The 20349-nt window shown below is 43.0% G+C and carries 20 protein-coding genes; 4 read left to right on the top strand and 16 right to left on the bottom strand.

Translation table 11 applies throughout. From position 1 onward, the window contains the following. Positions 1-159: 159 nt before the first annotated feature. From ACXAF2_RS21010 to motA, 13 genes are all read right to left on the bottom strand, one after another. Complete coding sequence (locus ACXAF2_RS21010; protein ID WP_475141580.1) at positions 160-1149, bottom strand: class I SAM-dependent methyltransferase; 990 nt, start codon at positions 1147-1149, stop codon at positions 160-162. Beyond that, on the bottom strand, positions 1146-2462 hold the full coding sequence (locus ACXAF2_RS21015) for an FAD-dependent oxidoreductase (protein WP_475141582.1): 1317 nt from the start codon (positions 2460-2462) through the stop codon (positions 1146-1148). Before ACXAF2_RS21015 ends, ACXAF2_RS21010 begins: the two co-directional genes overlap by 4 nt. A 285-nt stretch (positions 2463-2747) precedes the next feature. Then, entirely contained in the window at positions 2748-5225 is a 2478-nt protein-coding gene (locus tag ACXAF2_RS21020) for a PAS domain-containing protein (protein WP_475141584.1), read from the bottom strand. Positions 5226-5321: 96 nt separating this feature from the next. Continuing rightward, positions 5322-6239, bottom strand: coding sequence for a pseudouridine-5'-phosphate glycosidase (locus tag ACXAF2_RS21025; RefSeq protein WP_475141703.1), 918 nt, complete (start codon positions 6237-6239; stop codon positions 5322-5324). A 34-nt stretch (positions 6240-6273) separates the two neighbouring features. After that, complete coding sequence (locus tag ACXAF2_RS21030) at positions 6274-7368, bottom strand: carbohydrate kinase (protein ID WP_475141586.1); 1095 nt, start codon at positions 7366-7368, stop codon at positions 6274-6276. 121 nt (positions 7369-7489) lie between these two features. After that, positions 7490-7798, bottom strand: coding sequence for an antibiotic biosynthesis monooxygenase family protein (locus tag ACXAF2_RS21035; protein WP_341357348.1), 309 nt, complete (start codon positions 7796-7798; stop codon positions 7490-7492). A gap of 1 nt (position 7799) precedes the next feature. Next, the gene (locus ACXAF2_RS21040) at positions 7800-8750 is read right to left on the bottom strand and encodes a siderophore ABC transporter substrate-binding protein (protein WP_475141588.1); all 951 of its coding nucleotides are present in this window, start codon (positions 8748-8750) and stop codon (positions 7800-7802) included. 19 nt (positions 8751-8769) lie between these two features. Continuing rightward, positions 8770-9531 (bottom strand): iron ABC transporter ATP-binding protein, encoded by a 762-nt coding sequence (locus tag ACXAF2_RS21045; protein ID WP_475141590.1) that lies wholly within the window; start codon positions 9529-9531, stop codon positions 8770-8772. After that, entirely contained in the window at positions 9528-10478 is a 951-nt protein-coding gene (locus ACXAF2_RS21050) for an iron chelate uptake ABC transporter family permease subunit (protein ID WP_475141592.1), read from the bottom strand. The genes ACXAF2_RS21045 and ACXAF2_RS21050 overlap by 4 nt, the downstream gene beginning before the upstream one ends. Further along, positions 10471-11421 (bottom strand): ABC transporter permease, encoded by a 951-nt coding sequence (locus tag ACXAF2_RS21055; protein WP_475141594.1) that lies wholly within the window; start codon positions 11419-11421, stop codon positions 10471-10473. The genes ACXAF2_RS21050 and ACXAF2_RS21055 overlap by 8 nt, the downstream gene beginning before the upstream one ends. A gap of 239 nt (positions 11422-11660) precedes the next feature. Then, positions 11661-13052: an alanine/glycine:cation symporter family protein gene (locus ACXAF2_RS21060; protein ID WP_475141596.1), complete on the bottom strand. Its 1392-nt coding sequence runs from the start codon at positions 13050-13052 to the stop codon at positions 11661-11663. Between the two features lie 356 nt (positions 13053-13408). After that, on the bottom strand, positions 13409-14200 hold the full coding sequence (motB, locus tag ACXAF2_RS21065; protein WP_475141598.1) for a flagellar motor protein MotB: 792 nt from the start codon (positions 14198-14200) through the stop codon (positions 13409-13411). Further along, on the bottom strand, positions 14187-14978 hold the full coding sequence (gene motA / locus ACXAF2_RS21070) for a flagellar motor stator protein MotA (protein WP_113968680.1): 792 nt from the start codon (positions 14976-14978) through the stop codon (positions 14187-14189). Before motA ends, motB begins: the two co-directional genes overlap by 14 nt. A gap of 178 nt (positions 14979-15156) precedes the next feature. Between motA and ACXAF2_RS21075 the strand changes: the two genes are divergently transcribed. Continuing rightward, on the top strand, positions 15157-16638 hold the full coding sequence (locus ACXAF2_RS21075; protein ID WP_475141600.1) for a methyl-accepting chemotaxis protein: 1482 nt from the start codon (positions 15157-15159) through the stop codon (positions 16636-16638). 48 nt (positions 16639-16686) lie between these two features. Next, positions 16687-16872, top strand: a complete 186-nt coding sequence (locus ACXAF2_RS21080; RefSeq protein ID WP_475141601.1) for a histidine kinase — start codon at positions 16687-16689, stop codon at positions 16870-16872. A 37-nt stretch (positions 16873-16909) separates the two neighbouring features. Here ACXAF2_RS21080 and ACXAF2_RS21085 read toward each other — a convergent pair whose 3' ends face one another. Next, the gene (locus ACXAF2_RS21085) at positions 16910-17287 is read right to left on the bottom strand and encodes a DnaJ family domain-containing protein (protein ID WP_475141603.1); all 378 of its coding nucleotides are present in this window, start codon (positions 17285-17287) and stop codon (positions 16910-16912) included. 202 nt (positions 17288-17489) lie between these two features. Between ACXAF2_RS21085 and ACXAF2_RS21090 the strand changes: the two genes are divergently transcribed. Next, the gene (locus ACXAF2_RS21090; RefSeq protein ID WP_187443193.1) at positions 17490-17660 is read left to right on the top strand and encodes a hypothetical protein; all 171 of its coding nucleotides are present in this window, start codon (positions 17490-17492) and stop codon (positions 17658-17660) included. A 175-nt stretch (positions 17661-17835) separates the two neighbouring features. Here ACXAF2_RS21090 and hmpA read toward each other — a convergent pair whose 3' ends face one another. Further along, on the bottom strand, positions 17836-19050 hold the full coding sequence (gene hmpA, locus ACXAF2_RS21095; protein ID WP_475141605.1) for an NO-inducible flavohemoprotein: 1215 nt from the start codon (positions 19048-19050) through the stop codon (positions 17836-17838). A gap of 161 nt (positions 19051-19211) precedes the next feature. Here hmpA and ACXAF2_RS21100 point away from each other — a divergent pair, with 161 nt between their 5' ends. Continuing rightward, positions 19212-19670 (top strand): RrF2 family transcriptional regulator, encoded by a 459-nt coding sequence (locus ACXAF2_RS21100; protein ID WP_475141607.1) that lies wholly within the window; start codon positions 19212-19214, stop codon positions 19668-19670. A 149-nt stretch (positions 19671-19819) separates the two neighbouring features. On the opposite strand, the gene ACXAF2_RS21105 is transcribed toward ACXAF2_RS21100, so the two are convergent. Further along, a complete protein-coding gene (locus tag ACXAF2_RS21105) occupies positions 19820-20212 on the bottom strand; it encodes a hypothetical protein (RefSeq protein ID WP_475141608.1) in 393 nt (130 codons plus the stop codon). Positions 20213-20349 lie beyond the last annotated feature (137 nt).

The following is a 20349-nucleotide window of genomic DNA, read 5'->3' on the forward strand; positions in this document are numbered from 1 at the left end:
CTGTAATCATCTTTTCTATTTTTACCCTAAAACGATTGATGATTACCCTTTTTAGTGAAAATAATTGTGGCGGATGTGTGTGGCGATTAGAGATAAAACGACGCGAACCGACATACACCTCCACCACACACCAAAAAAAACCAATCCTCGCTACAAGGATCAGTTCTTCCTGAATATCATCACATACCATCCGCCTTCTTTCACGATCGGTTCGACGGACTCAACTTTGAAATGTGTTTTACCGGCCAATGTCTCCATCTCCTTCTGCGACGGAATCGGATACAGGTTCTGGAAGGTCATGAAGAAGCTGTTGAAAGCGCTGGAAAACTGCTGACCGTGCTTGGACTTTTGCATAGGGGTCAGAACAAAGAACAAGCCCTCTTTTTCAAGCCATGTGGATGCTTTTTCAAAAAATTGAAGTCTCTCTGATGGATCGATATAGTGAAAGAGATTATTAGCCATGATCATATCAAAGAGCTGATTGGGCTCATATTCATGGAGGTCCTCACAAAGGATCTCAATATTTTCATAGTCACTGAGCGATTCTCCAGCAGCCTTTGCGACAGCCTCATGAATCTCGATCCCTACCATTCTCTTATTAGGATAGCGATCTCCTATTCTCTTCACATACCCGCCTTCCCCACAGCCAAGATCCAATATCGAATTTACATTGTATTTTTTAATCGCCTTCTGAACCTTCGGAAAGGCAAACCGTTCTAATAAAATGGACGTTTTCGCTACAGTCGAGCCATGGACATCCGAATTGAAATGCTGCTTCGTTTGATTGCGCAATAGTTGAGGATATGACAGCAAGGCCGGTATGTGCAGTTCCATCATTTCTTTCAACAAAATACCTGATGAATGTGGGTCCCTCTTTGAAGTCGGCAGCTTCCAACGGTTCCTCGTCGTGACTTTCTTATCCTCCACCCGTTTCATATGCTTGATGGTGATGCCGACTTCAACCCATTGTTCAAGAAGGTCCATTTCAATATTTTTAGCAAGCGCCACTTCCTGAATGGAGGCAGGCTTTGTAAAACTCTCAAACAGATCCATTTCATATCCTACATAGGCATGCCAGCTGTAAAGAAACGGCACATTCTTTTTCATCCAAGTTCTTGCCCTCCATACTTTCACCATTTCTCCGATCATAGTAGTGCCTCCTTTCCTTTCCAGGGATAGTCTTGGACTACCGTAAATTTTGTGTTGGATTTCTCTTTTTCTGTCAACGATTCATTTCTGATCGGAAGCACCCCCCCCTGGACCATCCGGTCGTACAGGGTTTCCCTCCACATGCCGAGACCGGATATGTTCAGCATCTGTTTGTAATGGGAGATTGAATCCCTCTCCATTCGCTGCAGGCTCTTATTTCTCAGCCAGCCGACCGGGCGATAGGGATACGAATAAACGAGGGCAGATAAATGGCTGAGATGCATTTGATGGGCCACCCTTCTTTTTCTGACCTTTGGGTACCATTCCAAGTTTGCCGGATCTAATTTACCGGCTGAATACATATCACATAGCAATTCTCCAAGAATGCTCCCATCCTGTATCGCCATATTCATTCCTTCTCCTGCCATGGGATGAACCGTGTGGACGGCGTCGCCTATGAGGGCAAGGTGATCCTTCACATAGGTTTCCGCATGATATTTCAATGGGACCATCAGCTGGATCTTCTTCCAGTCCTCAATTTGGTTCACGTACCCATCGAGATCGGGACACATTTCGATATAAAGCTTGTGAAACTCTGAAATCGATTTTTTCCTGAGCGTTTTATATTCCCCTGCCGGGATGAGATAAACGGATCGTACTTCATCGTTTGGTAACGGAAATAGACCCAGGAATGATTGATATGTAGAAATGATACGTCCCTTCACCATTTCCTTGGGCCGCGGAAAGGTAACCGTCAAAAAGTGATGGTTGTACTTTTTTTCTTTCACTTCCACTTCCATATAGTCACGGGTGACAGAGCTTCTTCCTTCCGCCCCGATAATGAAATCACTATGAATCTCTTGAACCTCTTTCGTCCCGCGATCCTCGATGATCACAGTATGTCCGTCTATTTTCTTACATACTGTATTCGATCGATAATGAAATGTTGGATACTCCTGCCCTTTTTCTCGTAGAATCTCCTTTAACGTTTCATGATGGATCATTAATGAATAAGGGTATCGACTGGGAAGAATCGAGTAGCTCATCGTGGAGTTCTCCGCTTTTGATTTCGCAGTTTTCAATTCAATGAGTTCCAAATCGGAAATGATGTGGCCGTTTTTGAACACAGATTCAATAACTCCCAATGAATCAAATATTTCCAAGCTTTTGGGCTGGAGGAGTTCTCCCTTGTATACGGAGCCTGGTCCTGGTAACCGTTCAACAACCGTTACGTCTATATTGCACTGCGCTAATTTCAAGCCGAGTGTCAGACCGCCAATTCCTCCACCGCTAATAAAGACGTTCGTCTTCATCTCTCCTCACCTCTTTCTATCTCTTTAACCTTTTTCCAGGATGTTGAAACTTGGCGATGTGCTCACATCCAATCGTCATGAGTAGACAGGTTTTCAAAAAAGAAAAGAGAAATAAGAAATTTGTAGAACCTACTATTTCCCGGAAAATATCAGCTTTTTATGATTCAATCCTCTCTGAATTTTACATTTTTTGTCGAAATATTCCCTGAAGGCAATTCGACAATAGCCGAGGAAATAAAAAACTCCACGACAAGAGTTCCCTCTCATCATGGAGTTTCTTCCATTCTATTTTTCATTTACAATCGGCAGTAAGATCGTAACGGTCGTTCCTTCCTTTACATTGCTTTGAATCGATAGTGAGCCGTGATGCTCTTTGATGATTTTTTGGCAAATCATCAATCCGAGACCGGTCCCTTTTTCTTTCGTGCTGTAGAACGGTTCTCCTAAATGCTTCATGCGCTCAGGCGGGATTCCATTTCCGTTGTCCTGGATGGAAATTTTCGCATAACCGTCTTCTTTTTCAAGTTGAACACTTAGGAGACCCCCACTCGGCATGGCTTCCAGGGCATTTTTCATGACGTTTAGTATGACCTGTTTCATTTGATGGGAATCACAATAAATTTCAGCTTCTTCCACAGAGAACCTCACATCGACTCCTTGCTTCAAGCATTCCATCTTAATGAATTCAACTGAGCTTGTGAGCAGGGTCGTCAATGACGTCAGGGAAAATTGAACGGCTCTTGGTTTAGCCAAGGCCAGAAATTCATTGGTGATGATTTCGATTCGATCGAGCTCTCCCTGGATAACCCCCAGGTAAAAGTCATCCTTCGCATTTTCTTTCATTAGTTGGAGGAAGCCTTTCAAGGTCGTCAGCGGATTTCTGATTTCATGGGCCACTCCTGCTGCAAGCTGTCCGATCATCGCTAACTGTTCTGATTTCTTCAGTAAGTCTTCATTTCGCTTCTTCTCGGATAAGTCCCGGATGATGGCTGAAATACCGATCAGGTTTCCGTCGTCATTTAAGATCGGGTTCATGTTAAAGGCAATTTCAATTGGCGTGCCGTCTTTTCGGTACCGCACCGTTTCATAATCCTTTATTCTCTTCCCGGCCTTGATGGTCATTAAATTCTGTTTGAATTGCCCTACCTGGTCTTCTAGGTGAATAAAGGTAATTTTTCGTCCTGTAATTTCATCTTTATACCAACCGAACATCGATTCAAACTGTTGATTGACCTTTAGAACGCTTCCCTCTGGATCTAAAAGAACAATCCCATCTCCGGCATGTTCAAAGTACGCTTCCAGTAATTCTTTCGCTTCCTTTAATTCTTCTTCCATCTTCATTTTCTCTGTGATGTCCTGTCCAAATCCATAAATTCCGATGACCTCGTTTTTGACCCGGATCGGGATATTGGTGACCGCTACATGGCTTTTGCCACCTTCTCCATTTTCGAAGGTGGTGACAAATCTTGACGCTTCTCCATTAAGGGCGACTTCAAAGTGATTGATGGCTGTTTGACGGCTGCCTTCTGCTATGAATTCACTGAAGTGACTGCCGATCATATAGGGAGAGATATGATTCCATTGCTTTTTCACAGCGGGGTTCACTTCCTGGATGATCCCCTTTGTATCGACCATATAAATATTATCAGGACTGTATTTCACAATCGACTTATACTTTTGTTCGCTTTCGATCAGTTTTCTCTGAATATCTTTGATCAGGGAAATATCTGAGATGGAGCAGATGATTTCTGCCACACCTCCATCTTTTACCACCGGAACGATGGAGGCGATATATTCTAAATCCTTGTATTCATCCTCATAGGTCAGCTCTTCACCTGTTTCCCATATGCGCTTTAGTTTAGGTTGGATCTTCCCTAAGTGATGGGAATCAAATACTTCTTCAATGGTTTTACCAATCACCTTTGAAGGAGTCAGATTTAATTTTTTCAATAGCTCCCCTGCCGCCATCTCGATCACAAATTCATTGCCTTTCTTATTGACCTTATAAGTGATCGTCTTTTGGAGCCTGAGCGTGTTCTCAAGTTCCGCTTTCAATGAGACCAGTTCGTTTTCATAGTTTTTCTTCTCCGTGATATCGTGAAGGATGATTCCGACACTGTCTACGGTCCCATCACTCTTGTAATTGGCAGGGGAGATTGTAATATTGCATGTAATCTTCCGTTCCTTATTCATCATGAAAGTTACTTCTTCCCCGGTTGTATTCACTCCCCTTATTCCATTCATCACTAAGGTGATAAAGGATTGATTCTGAAGGGGTGTCTGATTGCACAGGGACTCACCCAGAACGGTATCCGAAATATGGAACAACTCCTGAAAGGAATGATTCATCTCCACTACTTTCCCTTTGTTATCAAGGATACAAACACAAGTCGGCGTGTTATAAATGAGAGATTCGTATATTGCCGAACGGGAGTTATTTGAATAATCATGGGATACGTGCTTCTCTCCACACACCTCTGGAACAATCATTACTAATTCTTTTTGTTCATCTATCTGTTTACGTTTAACTGTGTAGGTATAATGATTTAAACGGATGGAACAATTCTTTTCTACTAAAATTTTCTGAAGAAGATTATCTTCTTGCAGGGTCAATCCTTTCCATTCTTCATTCTCTTCTATAAAAGTTTGGCCTTTCACATCTATTATTGCAGCCGGGACTGGAATCGAATCAACACTCAATGCATGATAGGGTTGCATATCAGCCATAGTACCTTCCTTTTTCGTAACGTTATTTACCACCATTTTACCCTACCTCTTCAAACATATAAACGGTCAATATATTTCATATAAAAAACCTGGGTATGACTATCTGCCCAGGTTTCACCAATTTTCACAGTATTAGAAGGTTTCCACCTTCGCAAGCTTTGCAAAATGAACCGCAATATCCGCCCCTACAAGAGCATTGTTCTTAACAAGTGCGATATTCGCTGTAAGACTCTTTCCGTCTGTTAATTCCTTTACTTTCCCAAGGAGGAATGGCGTTGCTTCCTTTCCGACAATCCCTTGTTCATCCGCTTCTTTTAGCGCGCTTTCTATGATTCGATTCATCTTGTTTTCATCCAGTGCATCCCGGGCAGGGATCGGGTTAGCTACCACCACGCCTCCCTTTAAGCCAAGGTCCCATTTCGCTTTTAAAATGTTTGCCGTCTCTTCGGGTGTGTCAACTTTATAGTTCACTGAAAAAGGACTGCTTCGTGTGTAAAAAGCCGGTAAGGAATCCGTTCCGTATCCTAAAACAGGTACCCCTTTCGTTTCCAGGTATTCCATCGTCAAGCCAATATCCAAGATGGATTTAGCACCTGCACAGACAACGGCCACGTTCGTCATGGCAAGTTCCTCAAGATCTGCCGAAACATCCATGGTCACCTCTGCATTCCTGTGAACACCACCGATGCCCCCTGTCACGAAAACAGGAATATCAGCAAGCTCTGCACAGATCATGGTAGCAGCAACCGTAGTCGCTCCGTCCTTTTTAGAAGCAAGGATATACGGGATGTCGCGGCGACTTGCCTTGATCACGTCTGTTGCCTGACCTAAATATTCAAGCTCTTCATGAGACAATCCAATCTTGATTGTCCCGTTCAGAATGGCAATCGTTGCGGGAACGGCTCCCTTTGAACGAATGATGTCCTCCACTTCACGGGCGGTTTTCACATTTTGTGGATAAGGCATTCCGTGAGAAATAATCGTTGATTCCAATGCCACAATTGCCTTTCCTGTCTTTCTGGCTTCTGATACTTCCTGCGAGTATTCCATATATGAGTTGATATTCACGTACATCTCCCCCTAATCAATAGTAATGACTAAACTCTTGTTGTAGCTTGGTTTTGTTCAGCGTTGGTGCCACTGTAAATTTGGATTGCAGTGTAATCGACGAGCAGATCACCCCGATCCGGCAGGCTCCATCAGTATCGGACCCTTTTAAATAACCGAATAATATTCCCGCGACAAGGGCATCTCCCGCACCGGTCACATCAGCGACTACGACCTTGGGAGGCAGAACGGCTCTCGCTTCTTTATAAGTAGTGTAATAGATTAACCCCTGATCTCCCCGGGTAATTACGACCCTTTCCGCCCCTCTCATAGTGATGGCTTTGGCCGCTTTAAAATAGTCACCCTCTGTCTCAATCGTCATTCCTACATACGTTTCCGCTTCCCCTTTGTTGCATATGAACCAGGATACCCCTTCCAGTGATGCTGGCAGCTTCAACACTTTCGGTTCGGAAACCGGGATGATCGTTAGGGGCACCCCCTCCGTTTGACACCTGCGGATGATATACTTGAGCACATCCTCTGGGAAATTGGTGTCGAGCAGCACCATTTCCGATGAAGAAATCAATCCCCATCTCTTATCGATAAAACCAATGTCAACGCTTTCATAAATGTTCATATCAGCCAGGGCAAACAGCATTTCCCCTTGTTCGTCCAATATGGCGGAGTAAGCCCCGGTGCTTTCATTTAGAAGCCTCTGGGATGCGGATACATCGGCATACGACTTCGTTTGAGATAAAAGCCAGCTTCCTTCCGTATCTTCGCCTACAACCGTTATCAAATTGGCCTGTTTTCCTAGCCGGCCTAAGTTTTCGGCAATATTGCGTGCCACGCCGCCACTGGATTGCTCTGTTTTCGCAGGGTTTGAGGTTTCAGGAATAAACGTACCGTCCAATTGAAGCTTCCGGTCGATATTTGCTCCCCCGATGCACGTGATCCCGTTTTTCTTCGGAAGAACATACGCACGCCCCATGATTTTCCCCTGCTTCACCAGATTCGAAATATACCCTGCAACCGCTGAGCGTGACATCCCACTTCGCTCGGACAATTCCTGTTGAGTCATAAATGGATTTTCCTCAATATACGTCAACAAAAGCTTTTCTTTTTCGTTCACAAGCTCCCACCCCTATAAAGAAAAATAACTTTTGTTAATATTTTAAACTTTTGTTCAAATCTAGACAAGAAGGAAAATAAAAGAAAAAGTGTCCCAATATACATCAGGACACTTCTTTTCATTATTTACTTGCCTTTACCTCATACACATGTTGACTCGATTCAAGAATATGGTCGGGTTTAGGCTTGCCGGCACTCGCTTTATGACCGGCAATATGCTCAGGGCTCTTCTCCCAATTTTTCCAATCCGCTTCCGATTCCCATTGAATCATGACAATCACTTCTTCGTCGCCGCGGCGTACTTTTTTGACGAGGACTTTTAAGTCGATAAACCCTGGCTGTTTTTCAATTAATCCCTCACCGGAAAACCTTTCAACCACTTTTGATGATGTTCCCTCTTTCACTACCAGTCTCTTTATTTGATAAAACATATTATAAACCTGCCTTCGCATCTTCAACCATTTGTTTCATCGATTGAAGTCCGCCTCCTGAAAGGTACCATGGGCCACCATTCAGATAGACGATTTTTTCATTTTTATAAGCGTTCGTTTTTTGTACAAGTTCGTTTTCTATTGAATCTTTCACACTTGCGTTTGGATCAAAAGCAGCATCACGATCGATCACAAACAGAACATCAGGATTCTGTTCTAATACATATTCAAATGTAACATTTTGTCCGTGAGTGGATTCTTCTATGTTTTCATCAGAAGGCTTGAATCCAAATACATCGTGAAGAATTCCGAAACGTGATCCCGGTCCGTATGCACTTGCTTCTCCTTCATTCCCCATCAAGATCAATGCTTTGCTATCAAGGCTTCCAGTCTTCTCTTTAATGCCGTCGACCTGAGCTTGAACATCCTCTAATTCCTTCTTCATTTCATCTTCTTTATCAAAGATTTCTGCAATGGTTTCCATGTTACTTGTGAACGATTCCATGTAATTTGTGTAATCCGTTTGAACATACACAGTCGGAGCGATTTTTGCGAATTCTTCATACATTTCCGATTGGCGTGCAGAGATGAAAATCACATCCGGCTTCATCGAACTGATGGCTTCAAAATCTGCCTCTTTCAAACTTCCTACGTTCGTATAGTCTGAGCTGCTGTACTTTTCCAGGTAGGGAGGAATGGTTGCTTGTGGTACTCCCGCTACTTCCACGCCAAGTTCATCTAACGTATCAAGGACACCGAAATCAAACACGACTACCTTTTCAGGGTTTTGCTTCACTTTCGTTTCGCCAAGTTCATGCTTTACCGTGATTTCTTTCGACTCTTCATTTCCACTTGAATTCTTCGCTTCTGTTGATGATTCTTCCTTTGAACCGCACGCTGCCAAAACTAGTAAGACTGTAAATAATAATGTTATAAATGTCCATTTTTTCATTTTCTTATCTCCTCTTTTTTTATGAATTAAAATAAACACAAATTCGATTGTCATTCATCTGTTGCACAGGAATATCCATATCATAGATTTCCTTTAATGTTTGGGTTTGTATGATGGTATCTGTTGAACCTTCTCTAATGACCTTTCCGTTTTTCATCGCTACGATTCTGTCTGAATACACAGAGGCAAAATTAATGTCATGCAGGACGATGACGACCGTCTTTCCCAGGTCATCCACTAATCTGCGCAGAATTTTCATAATCTGGACAGAATGCTTCATATCCAGGTTGTTCAGGGGTTCATCCAGGAGAATATAATCGGTATCCTGGGCGATGACCATGGCAATGAATGCCCGCTGCCTTTGCCCACCTGATAATTCTTCTAAGTAGTTCCCCTCTAAGTCCACCAGATTCATATAATCAAGCGCCTGGTTAACTGCCCTCTCATCTTCTTCGGTCAATCGTCCTTTCGAATAAGGAAATCGTCCAAACGATACCAGTTCCCTCACCGTCAAACGGACGTTAAGATAGTTGGATTGTTTTAAGATCGCGACTCTTTTGGCAAGATCGTCTGAATTCATTTTCCTGAGATCGGTCTGATCCAGTATGATTTCACCACTATCTGAATCGAGCAAACGGCTTACCATTGATAAAAGGGTAGACTTCCCGGCACCATTCGGTCCAATGAACGAAGTGATTTGACCAGGCTGAACCGTGACGGTCACGTCTTCAACTACCAGCTTTTTCCCGTAAAACTTGGACAGCCCTCGAATGTGTATCATTTGGCTTTACTCTCCTTTAACAAAAGATATATAAAGTACATCCCTCCGATGAAATTCACAATCACGCTTAGAGTCGTGGAAAACGTGAAAATCCGTTCTACCACCCACTGTCCGCCAACGAGGGCAATGACACTCATCAAGCTCGCACCGGTAATGAAAATGCTATGTTTGTAGGTCCGAAAGAATTGATAAGCTAAGTTTGCGACAATCAATCCGAAAAAGGTAATCGGACCGACCAAGGCGGTAGAAACAGCAATGAGCACAGATGCAATCACCAGCATACGACGCACCATTTGATCGTACGGGACGCCAAGATTAATGGACATTTCCCTTCCCAATGACATGACATCCAGGTAATGGATCTTTCTCCAGCCAATCATCATCACGAGGATGACAATGATAAGGGCAAGCCAAACCAGATCTGCATTTATGTTATTGAAACTCGCAAACATCTTATCCTGAACCATTAAAAATTCATTGGGATCAATCAACACTTGCAGGAATGTGGTGATGCTTCCAAAGAATGTACCAACGATGATTCCGATCAACAATAAAAAGTAGATTGGTTGATTACTATGACGGAATAATAATTGATACAGGATAAGGGCAAATACAATCATGGCTGTAACGGATAATAAGAAGTTTATATTCTTGTTTATGACTAGTATGTGATCCGATCCCAGGAAAAAGATCATTACTGTTTGCAGAAGAAGATAAAGAGAATCAAGCCCCATAATACTCGGTGTTAATATCCGATTATGTGTGATCGTTTGAAACACGACCGTTGAATAGGCGATCGCGACTCCCGTAATGATCATGGCAAGCACCTTCATACCCCGTCGAGGCAGTGCATAATCATAGCTTCCATTTAGCTCGTAAAATAAATAAACACCACAGAATAATAGAGAAATCCCCAGTAGAATAAGCATTTTCCAACGATTACGCATATGCCTTCCTCCTTACCAGCAAGTATAAGAAGATGGCACTGCCGATGACCCCAACCATTAAACTGATCGAAATTTCATAAGGGTAGATGATGACCCTGCCCAAAATATCACAGACAAGAAGAAAGATGGCTCCAAGTAAGGCCGTATGAGGTAATGTCTTCTGTAAATGATCTCCTTTAAAGATGGAAACGATATTGGGTATGATCAACCCCAGGAACGGAATCATCCCTACGGTCAATACGACTGTCACCGTGATGAGCGCAACCAGCACGAGACCAATATTCACTATTCTGCGATAAGAAACACCCAGGTTCTTGGAGAAGTCCTCCCCCATCCCGGCGACAGTAAATCGATTCGCATAAAGATACGCAATGATCATAATGGGAATGCTTATGTATAAAAGTTCATATCGACCTTTCATGATTAATGAGAAATCACCTTGCAGCCATGCTGCCATATTTTGAATCACATTTGCCTTGTAGGCAAAAAACGTTGTCACCGAAGATAACACATTTCCAAGCATCAACCCGACGAGGGGGATAAAGACGGCATCCTTGAATTTGATCCGATCGAGGATTTGCATAAAAAGCAGAGTACCTGCTAACGCAAATGCAAAGGCAACAATCATCTTCTCAAGTATTGAGGCATGCACAAACACAATCATCGATACAAGGATACCAAGCCTGGCAGCATCTATGGTTCCCACTGTTGTAGGGGATACGAACTTGTTTCGACTCAAGCTTTGCATGATCAAACCTGCAATGCTCATTCCCGCACCGGCAAGTAAGATCGCCAGCAATCTCGGTAATCGACTGATGAGAAAAATCTGTGTCTCTTCGGATTGAAATTGAAGTAAATCCATCGGTGTAATATGGCTCACTCCGACAAATAAAGACAGGAGTGACAGCAAGATGAGCGTAATAAGAAGGTAACGTTGTTTCATGACAATCCCCAAAACTTTCATTGATTTTTACTGAATATCATTGATATTGAAAATCATTATCAGTTAATACAATCCTATATTACAATAAGGTTTCAAGAGGAGTCAACAACTAAATGAAAATCATTATCACTAATTCCATAATCATCCACGGCTGAAAAACAGTTCGAAATGCGCAGTACAGTTAGAATTACACACAAAAAAAGACTTGCCCTCCCTCTCGGAAAAACAAGTCTTTTGGACTATGAGATTTTCTTTTCTTTTACCCTGCCGGTGTCCTTCATGTAATACTCATCCGACGTAAAGAATTCATGTGTAAGCCTCTTCACTTCTTTACTTAAAAGAAGAACCGCAATGATATTCGGAATTAAGATTGCTGCAAGGGCTAAGTCAAGGAATTGCCAAATGACTTTTGCTGCACCAACTGAACCAAGGACAATCGCGACCGTATAAACGATCTTAATCCCTTGTGCTGCTTTGTAGCCAAATAGAAATTCTGCCTGCTTTGCTCCATAAAAGACGATGACGATAATCGTAGATAGTACGAAGAAAATCAATGAAATCGTAACGAGGATTCCACCAAATTCCCCGAAATAACTAGAGAACGCTTCAGTTGTTAGTGCTGAAGGGTCATCCAGTGCATTTTCAGCAGTCCAAACCCCTGAAGATAACACGACGAAGGCCGTTGCTGTACATACGATGATCGTATCAATCACGATTCCAACGATCGCCCATAGCCCCTGCCTGACGGGGTGATCGGTTTGTGCCGCAGCATGTGCAATCGGTGCCGTTCCCAGTCCTGCCTCATTGGAATATAACCCACGGGCAAATCCCCAACGGATCGTCTCAGCCACTGCGACCCCTGCGAACCCACCCATTGCAGACATGGGTTGAAATGCGTTCGACAGAATCAGACTGAAGAATTCCGGCACTGCATCAATATTCATAAATAGAATGACCAATGCGCTTCCAACATAGATCAGAGCCATGAACGGTACAAAGATTTCCGTCACTTTACCGATACGCTTTATGCCACCAAATACGATTAATACAACGATGAGGGCAACGACAATACCCGTGATAAGTCCATCTACATTAAATGTTTCTTCTACCGTGGATGCCACAGCGTTCCCCTGCACCATCACACTTGGAATCAGCTCGATCATAAGGGCGAAGGCGAACCATACACCGAGCCATCTCATGTTTAATCCTTTCGTCATGTAGTACATGGGACCGCCAACATACTCTCCCTTTTCGTTTTTCTCACGATAGCGGACCGCAAGCACACTCTCGGAAAACTTAAGGGCCATCCCAATTAAGGCAATCACCCACATCCAGAAAACAGCTCCCGGCCCACCAAACATGATCGCTGCCGGTACCCCGACAATATTTGCTGCCCCGATGGTGGATGATAGAGCCGACGTCAAGGCCTGCAACGGCGTCACCGTTCCTTCACCTTTAGGCTTCTTAAATACGCTCCCTATCGTTTGCTTAAATATGTAGAGAGGATAGCGAAATTGTATGAATTTCAATAAAAATGTCAGGTACAAACCCGTTGCACCCAGGACAATGATTAATGGTGGCCCCCATAACCATGCCGAAACTTTACCTATGATGTCAAAAAACGTATCCAATCGTGCTCCTCCTTTTAGTAGAGGCAGTGGCTAAGGTTTGGAATTGTTGATCGGGGCAGGCGGAAATGATCGTACAAACGTATGTATAATGCCTTTATTTTCCTAAATGAGACCCCTGTTCCTGAAAAATTAGCCACAGCTTCTAAATGGTTTTTCAAACTTTTCCCTAAATTTGGTTGTGTGAAACATTTTGTTTGAAAATAGGAAAGTATGAGGATGATTTAGTTGGTGAAAGTCTATTAAAGTGAGTTTTGAGAGGGGTCCCATTCGACAAAAACCGTTCATTTCCCCGGAAATACGGCAACTTCTGACCAATAAAAAATCTGCAGCCAACTTCTGACTGCAGACCCTGATTCTTATTCTGAAACCCTGGGCAGAATCAATACTTCCACCCTGCGGTTTTGTCCCCGACCCTCTGTGGTAGAATTGTCGGCAATCGGTTCAAATTCACCGAATCCTTTTGCACTGAACCACTGGGGATCAAGCTTCGGATTGTCCAAAATGATTTTCATAAAATTGACGGCCCTCATGACGCTAAGCTCCCAGTTGGAGTCGTACTCCGCATTACTGATAGGCACGTTGTCGGTGTGACCGCTAATGATGATGTTCCGAGGAGGATTCATTTCAAGTAGTGCCGATAGTTCACCTGCCACACTCAGGTCATTTCCTTGGACTATGGCTGATCCCGAGGCGAATAACACATTGTCCCGTATCGTGAGAAGCAATCCTTCATCAGTAAGCTTCGTAACGAATTGAATCTCCAGATTATTCGTTTTGATATACTGATTGATTTTTTCCTGAATTTCCTTTAACTCTTCCTGATCCTTCAGAAATGCCTGCTTTTCAAGCTCTTCCTTACTTAATTCCTTCTCTTTCTCCTCATCATTCCCTGATGATGCTGCCTGTTTGCTTTCCTGATCGCTCGACTGCTGGGGTGCCACGGGACTGGGATATTCCATCATTCCGGTCCCACCGGTGAATATTTCACTAAACACCTGGGAGAGTTCCCTGAATTTTTGAGCGTCCACTGAACTTGATGCATAAAGCACGATAAAAAGGGCCAGTAACAGGGTTAGCAAATCCGCGTAAGGTATCAGCCAGGACTCGTCCATATGCTCGTCGTCATGTTTCTTCTTACGCCGCCTCATCCTCATCCCCCTTTAACAACAATAATCGTTCACTTGCCGGTAAGTAGGATGCCAGCTTCTGTTCGATCACCCGCGGTGATTCTCCTTCGATGATCGAGAGGATCCCTTCTACCATCATCATTTTCATCTGTACTTCACGCTTTGATTTACGCTTCAGCTTGTTGGCAAATGGATGCCAAAGAACGTAACCCGTGAAGATACCGAGGAGTGTTGCAACGAAGGCTGCAGAAATGGCATAACCAAGTTCATCCGTATTGTCCATGTGACTGAGGGCCGCAATAAGTCCAATCACCGCTCCAAGTACCCCAAGGGTCGGTGCATAGGTACCCGCTTGAGTGAAGATGAGCGCCCCGGCACTGTGCCTCTCTTCCATGGCATCAATTTCTTCATGCAGCACATCCCTTATATAATCAGCGCTTTGTCCATCCACAGCTAATGAAAGTCCGTCCCTCAAAAAAAGATCATCGACTTCCTGAGTTTTGGCCTCAAGTGCAAGCAGTCCTTCCTTTCGGGCAAGGTCTGCCAATTGGGAGAAAAATTGAATCGTTTGTTTCGGGTCCTGCAGTTTTTGTTCTTTAAACAGTATGCCGAATAGCTTCGGTACTTTTTTAATTTCATGGGTTGGAAAGGCAATGGTCACTGCTGCCACTGTCCCAAGTAAAATAATCAATATGGCTGCAGGGTTAAGCAAGGCAACAGGGCTTACTCCCTTGAAAACCATCCCAACTCCAACCGCTATCAATCCTAAAATGACTCCTATCAAAGACGTCTTATCCATCGATCGCTCCACCTTACTCTTCGTAGTCTACTTCTAATATCGGATGGAACTTCTAATTATTGAGAGGTAAAAGCGTTCAAAATTTTCTTATAAATTACTGTAAACCGTTATGAAAACGCAACCTGTTTTTGTCGATATATGTAATATATAGGTATTTATATTAAAGGAGAGAACCGTCATGACCCCAAAGCAATTGAAAGAAGTCGATAGTAAAAGAAAAAATCTGCTGCTCCTGATCACATATTCCATCAGTCTGATCGCAGCCCTCGTGTATTCCATCATGAATGAGTCAGGGATCATTACCGTAACAGTATTCGCTTCACAGATCATCATTCTGGCCGCATATTTCATATTGTTGCAATTAATGCTGAAAAAGCCACATTCCTTTGTTTATTTCAGCATTCCTACTGTTTATGCCATCATCGGAATCTGGCTTTTTTTAGAAGGGTCCAATCCAAACGAATTAGTCATCTTATTATTTTTGGCTGTCATCAGTGCGATTCATTTTAATCCAGTGATCTTTGGGATCGGGTACGGGTCCGGACTCGCCTTATTCATCTTAAATGGCGCCCTTGCACCTGCAAACGACCCGATTTTCACAGAATTATTCATTCCGGCTTTACTTGTATATGTACTATTGGGGACGGTCCTTGGAGTGGTGATCCACTTGAACCGCAATCAATTCAAGCAGCTTCAGGAATTTATCAAAATGACAGAAAGCGAAGGAATGAAAAAAGAAGAACAACGAAACTTCCTACAAAAAGAATTAGCGACCATCTCTACGAGCATTCATCAAATCAACGAGCAGATACAAACTCACCTCGTCTCACATGATGAAATGAGGACGGCCGTAAATGAAATATCAGCAGGCAGCGTCACACAAAGCGATCAGATTAACAACATTGCTGCCGTTTCCGAAACGACGATGAGTAAAATGGAGGAAGTTTCGAAGCTTTCAAACAATCTCACTGTCCATTCCACTCAAGCGAATTCCATTGCAGTGTCAGGCAGTGAGCGAGTCACTTACTTGCAGGAAAACATGATTGAGTTGAAGAATATTATCGAAGGCCTTCGTCAAACGTTCAGCGAATTAACAAGCAAAATTGAAGAAACAAATACGTTCATTGGAAGCATTCAAGACATTACGGATCAAACCAATTTGCTCGCTTTAAATGCATCCATCGAGGCTGCGAGGGCAGGGGAAGCAGGTCGGGGATTCAGTATTGTAGCAGATGAAATCCGGAAACTGGCAGAGATTACGCGAAACACTGCCACCCGTATTAACGACAATCTCGCTTCCGTTAACTCAGTGAACTCTTCTGCTGTCGAAATTATGAATCTAAGCTCAGAAAAGCTGAATGAAAATGTCGGGGCAACCGGTGACGTAACAGAGTATTTCACGACACTGCGTGAAAAGCTTGCTGCCTTGTCAAACGAGTTCGAGACCTTAACTTCTACGGCAGCTGAAGTAAGTGGGCAAACAGAAGAAGCTGAGCTATCGACGAAAGAGCTTGCAGCTGTCATTCAACAAACCTCTGCAGGGCTCGAGGAAATCAGTGCTACCATTGAAACCCTTCATGGTGATAATCGTATGATTGCTCAATATGTTCAAGAAACCGCCACAAGTGCCGAACGGATTCAACGGAGTGTCGACGTGTAAAATATGATAAACTAAAAGCATCATTAGAGCACTAAAGGATGTGGCACCTTGAAACGAAGAATCATCATGATGATTCCCATCATGTTTATCGTAGCCGTTGTAGCAAATTGGATGCTCGGCAAAGGATACTCTGAAATACCTGCCGAAGCCAAAACCATGATCATCATTGGAGCGGCACTCTTATCCGGTTTGATCTCATTTTTCTTATTTAAAGATGAGCCCGAGAAGAAATAAAGAAACACCACTTTCCTTGTCGAAAGTGGTGTTTTCATTATTTCAGCAGCTTATTTTCAATTTTATGCTCATAATTTTTGAATAGTGAACCATTCGTTTTGATTCTTTTCTTTGAAAGCATCGCGTTGTATTTGAGCATGTTTTCACTCAGGCTTTTTTTCAGCTCCTGCTTCTCCAGGTCATCATCACATACCCGTAACAAATCTTCAATGCGCATCATTTCTTTTTTCACATTCATTTCATCCGTTGTAAACCCTGCATTCTTCATCATTCTGTGGGCCATCTTCAACTCCTGGGGCACTCCTAAATCATCATCTAAATTGAGCGGTTTACCAAAGCCCGGCAGCTCTTTGAACTCGCCATCCTCATACGCCTTCTTAATCCGTTGCTCGGACATGATCATCGAAAAATCCAATTTTACCCCTCCTACTCAAAACTATAGTGGACGCGGCTGGTCTTTGACGTATCGATCACTCCCCACTTCTTACCAATAGTATATCCAAAGAACTCCAGGTTTGTATGCATAAGATACGTCTATTTTCTGACAATTCCTCTTCACATATTTTCGTATGAGCTGGAAAAACTACCTGTATCACGGATGAAAAGGAGTGGCTGATATGGCACGTGGAAAATCGTTCGAATCAAAGAAAAAGGGACATCCAGGAAACTTCCCTCAAAATAGTGCACCAGAGGGAAAACACTCAGAAGATGCAGCTGGGGATGAAGAACTGATTGTGACCCAGGAAGCGTTTAAAAACCGGGTGGATGAGGACGAACATCGTCTGTAAATACGAAAAACGCCAGGTTATCCTGGCGTTTTCTGTTTATTTGGCTGAAAATCAAAATGTGAAAGGGACGAAAACTTAGTTTTATTTTCAATTCTTTCACTTCTTAATTTCAATTTCGGCCAATATAATTTCAACTTCCCCATTTTATTTTCATATCCAATTCCCGAAACTCTTTTTACACACTTACACTTTCCTTCTTCGATAAATCCATCGCTGGTCCAAAGAACTCAAAGTGTATGTTAGATTCAAGAACTCCCATTTCCTTCAACGTTGAGATGACAGCTTTCATAAATGGTACCGGCCCGCACACATAGCATTCCGTTTCTCCATCCACATATTGTGTAAGGATTTCTTTGTTCACATATCCTTTATAATGACCTTGAGATTCGTCACGGGGATTTTCGTACACATAGCACGCTTCTCCGTTCATTACTTCTTCCATTAAACCGTCTACTTCATTTCTAAAGGCATGTACCCCTTCATGTTTGCTCGCATGAATAAAGACAGTCGGGCGTTCCGGCTTCGTTCTCGCCACCGTTTCAAACATACTCATCATAGGGGTGATTCCGACACCTCCGCTAATAAATGCAACAGGTGATTCGGCATTCGCTAAATAGAAATCGCCTGCCGGTGCACTGACTTCAATCTCACTTCCCACGGCTACTTTGTCATGTAAGAAATTAGACACCTTCCCTTGAGGATCGAATTCCGCTTCTCTTTTAACAGAAATTCTGAAGTAGTTCTCCATTGGCGCACTTGATAAACTGTACTGACGAATATGGGTGTACTCTTCACCAGGGATGCTCACCCGTACAGAAATATATTGACCCGGCATGTAGGTTGGGACATTGCCCCCTTCTTTTGGTTCAAGATAGAAAGAGGTTATACTATCGCTTTCCACTACTTTTTTCGCGACGATGAACGGTTTAAAGTCTCTGTAACCGGCTACTTTGTTCTCCGTTTCTTTGTACATCTCTTCTTCTACTTCAATAAATACTCCTGCGATGACACCGTATGCTTCTCCCCACGCTTCAATGATTTCGTCTGTCGCTGCGTCTCCAAGAACTTGCTTGATGGCTTGAAGTAAATGCTCGCCAACGATCGGATAATGCTCAGGCTTAACGCCTAAACTTCTATGCTTGTGCGCGATTTGCTTTACAACCGGCAGGATCATCTCGAGCTTATCGATATTCTGTGCAGCTGCATACACCGTATTGGCCAATGCGGTTTGTTGTCTGCCCTTTTTCTGATTGGCATGATTGAAAATATTTAGTAATTCCGGATGATTTGTAAATAAATTTTTATAAAAAGTGGACGTAATTTCCGTTCCTTTGACCTCTAACACAGGCGCAGTTGACTTCACGATTTCAATGGTTTTTTGAGATAGCATGTTGGTCACCTCTAAAGATATATTTTAAATACATCTTTAGCGTACTCCTCTTTTTTTTACAAAGCAATATATAAAATACATCTTTAACAAAACAGCCACATTTAGACACAAACATGCTTCCTTCTGTATAATAAATGTATCGGATCGGAAAGGTGAGATAAATGAGACTAACTTTATACACTGACTACTCACTGAGAGTCCTAATCTTTCTGGCATCAAAACCAAAAGAGGAACTCTCTAATATAAAAGAAATCGCTGATGCCTACAGCATCTCAAAGAATCACCTGATGAAAGTGACGTATGAACTGGGGAAAAACGGTCTGATCGAGACGATCCGCGGCAGAAACGGCGGCATCAAACTGGCACAATCCCCGGAAGATATAAATATAGGAAAACTTGTCCGGACCACAGAAGAAGACTTCCATCTTGTCGAATGCTTTGACGCCAAAAACAACAGCTGCGTCATCACTCCGGTCTGCGGATTAAAACATGTCCTCGGCAAAGCGTTAAACGCCTACCTCTCTGTCCTTGACGAATATACCTTGGCCGATTTGATCCAAAACCCGATGGACTATCGGTTCCTATTTCAAGAGCAGCAGCAGGATAAAGCTTCCACCTAGTTATGAAAACTCCTCTCCATTTCGATGGGAGGAGTTTTTTGATTGAGGTGGAGTAGCGTCAGGCACGTTTTATCCAGGTACAACTTATCCACAATTAACTCACACCCATTCAAAAAAGCCTGTTTTTCAACTGAAAACAGGCTCCTCTCCTACTTCTTACTCTCACTATATTTAAATGTCATGAATACGAATAGGAAAAAGCTGAGTAATAACGTGCTTCCTCCAACTATATAGAAGACCATCGTGAAGCTTCCCGGCAGTTTGAATGGATTTAAGTTGTACATCCACATCCCAAGGGTTAATCCGATGGAACCGATAATCGCAGTCCATACATGTGCAAATGCAAGTTTAGAAGATTTCGGCACTTGATAGGAACGATAATAGGATGAATACGCAAATAAGCTTAACCAGCCCACTACTAAAATATGAGCGTGAATGGGCTTAAACGCATACGACCCGGCTCCTGCCATATGAGACCCGAGAAATGCTCCAATAAACCCATAGATGGCGGACATTCGTAATAAAAGGACATTCCACGGCACTGTTTCTTCCCCCTTTTTGATCTGAAGTATTGCTTCAATCATTATAGTATAGTTTCCCCGTGGTTCGCTATGTTTCTTGTTTGGATGCCACAGAACGTTCACGAAACAAATACTTTTCCCTTCTTTCGCATACGATA

It is taken from the genome of Rossellomorea sp. ABR4_004, assembly GCF_056159585.1.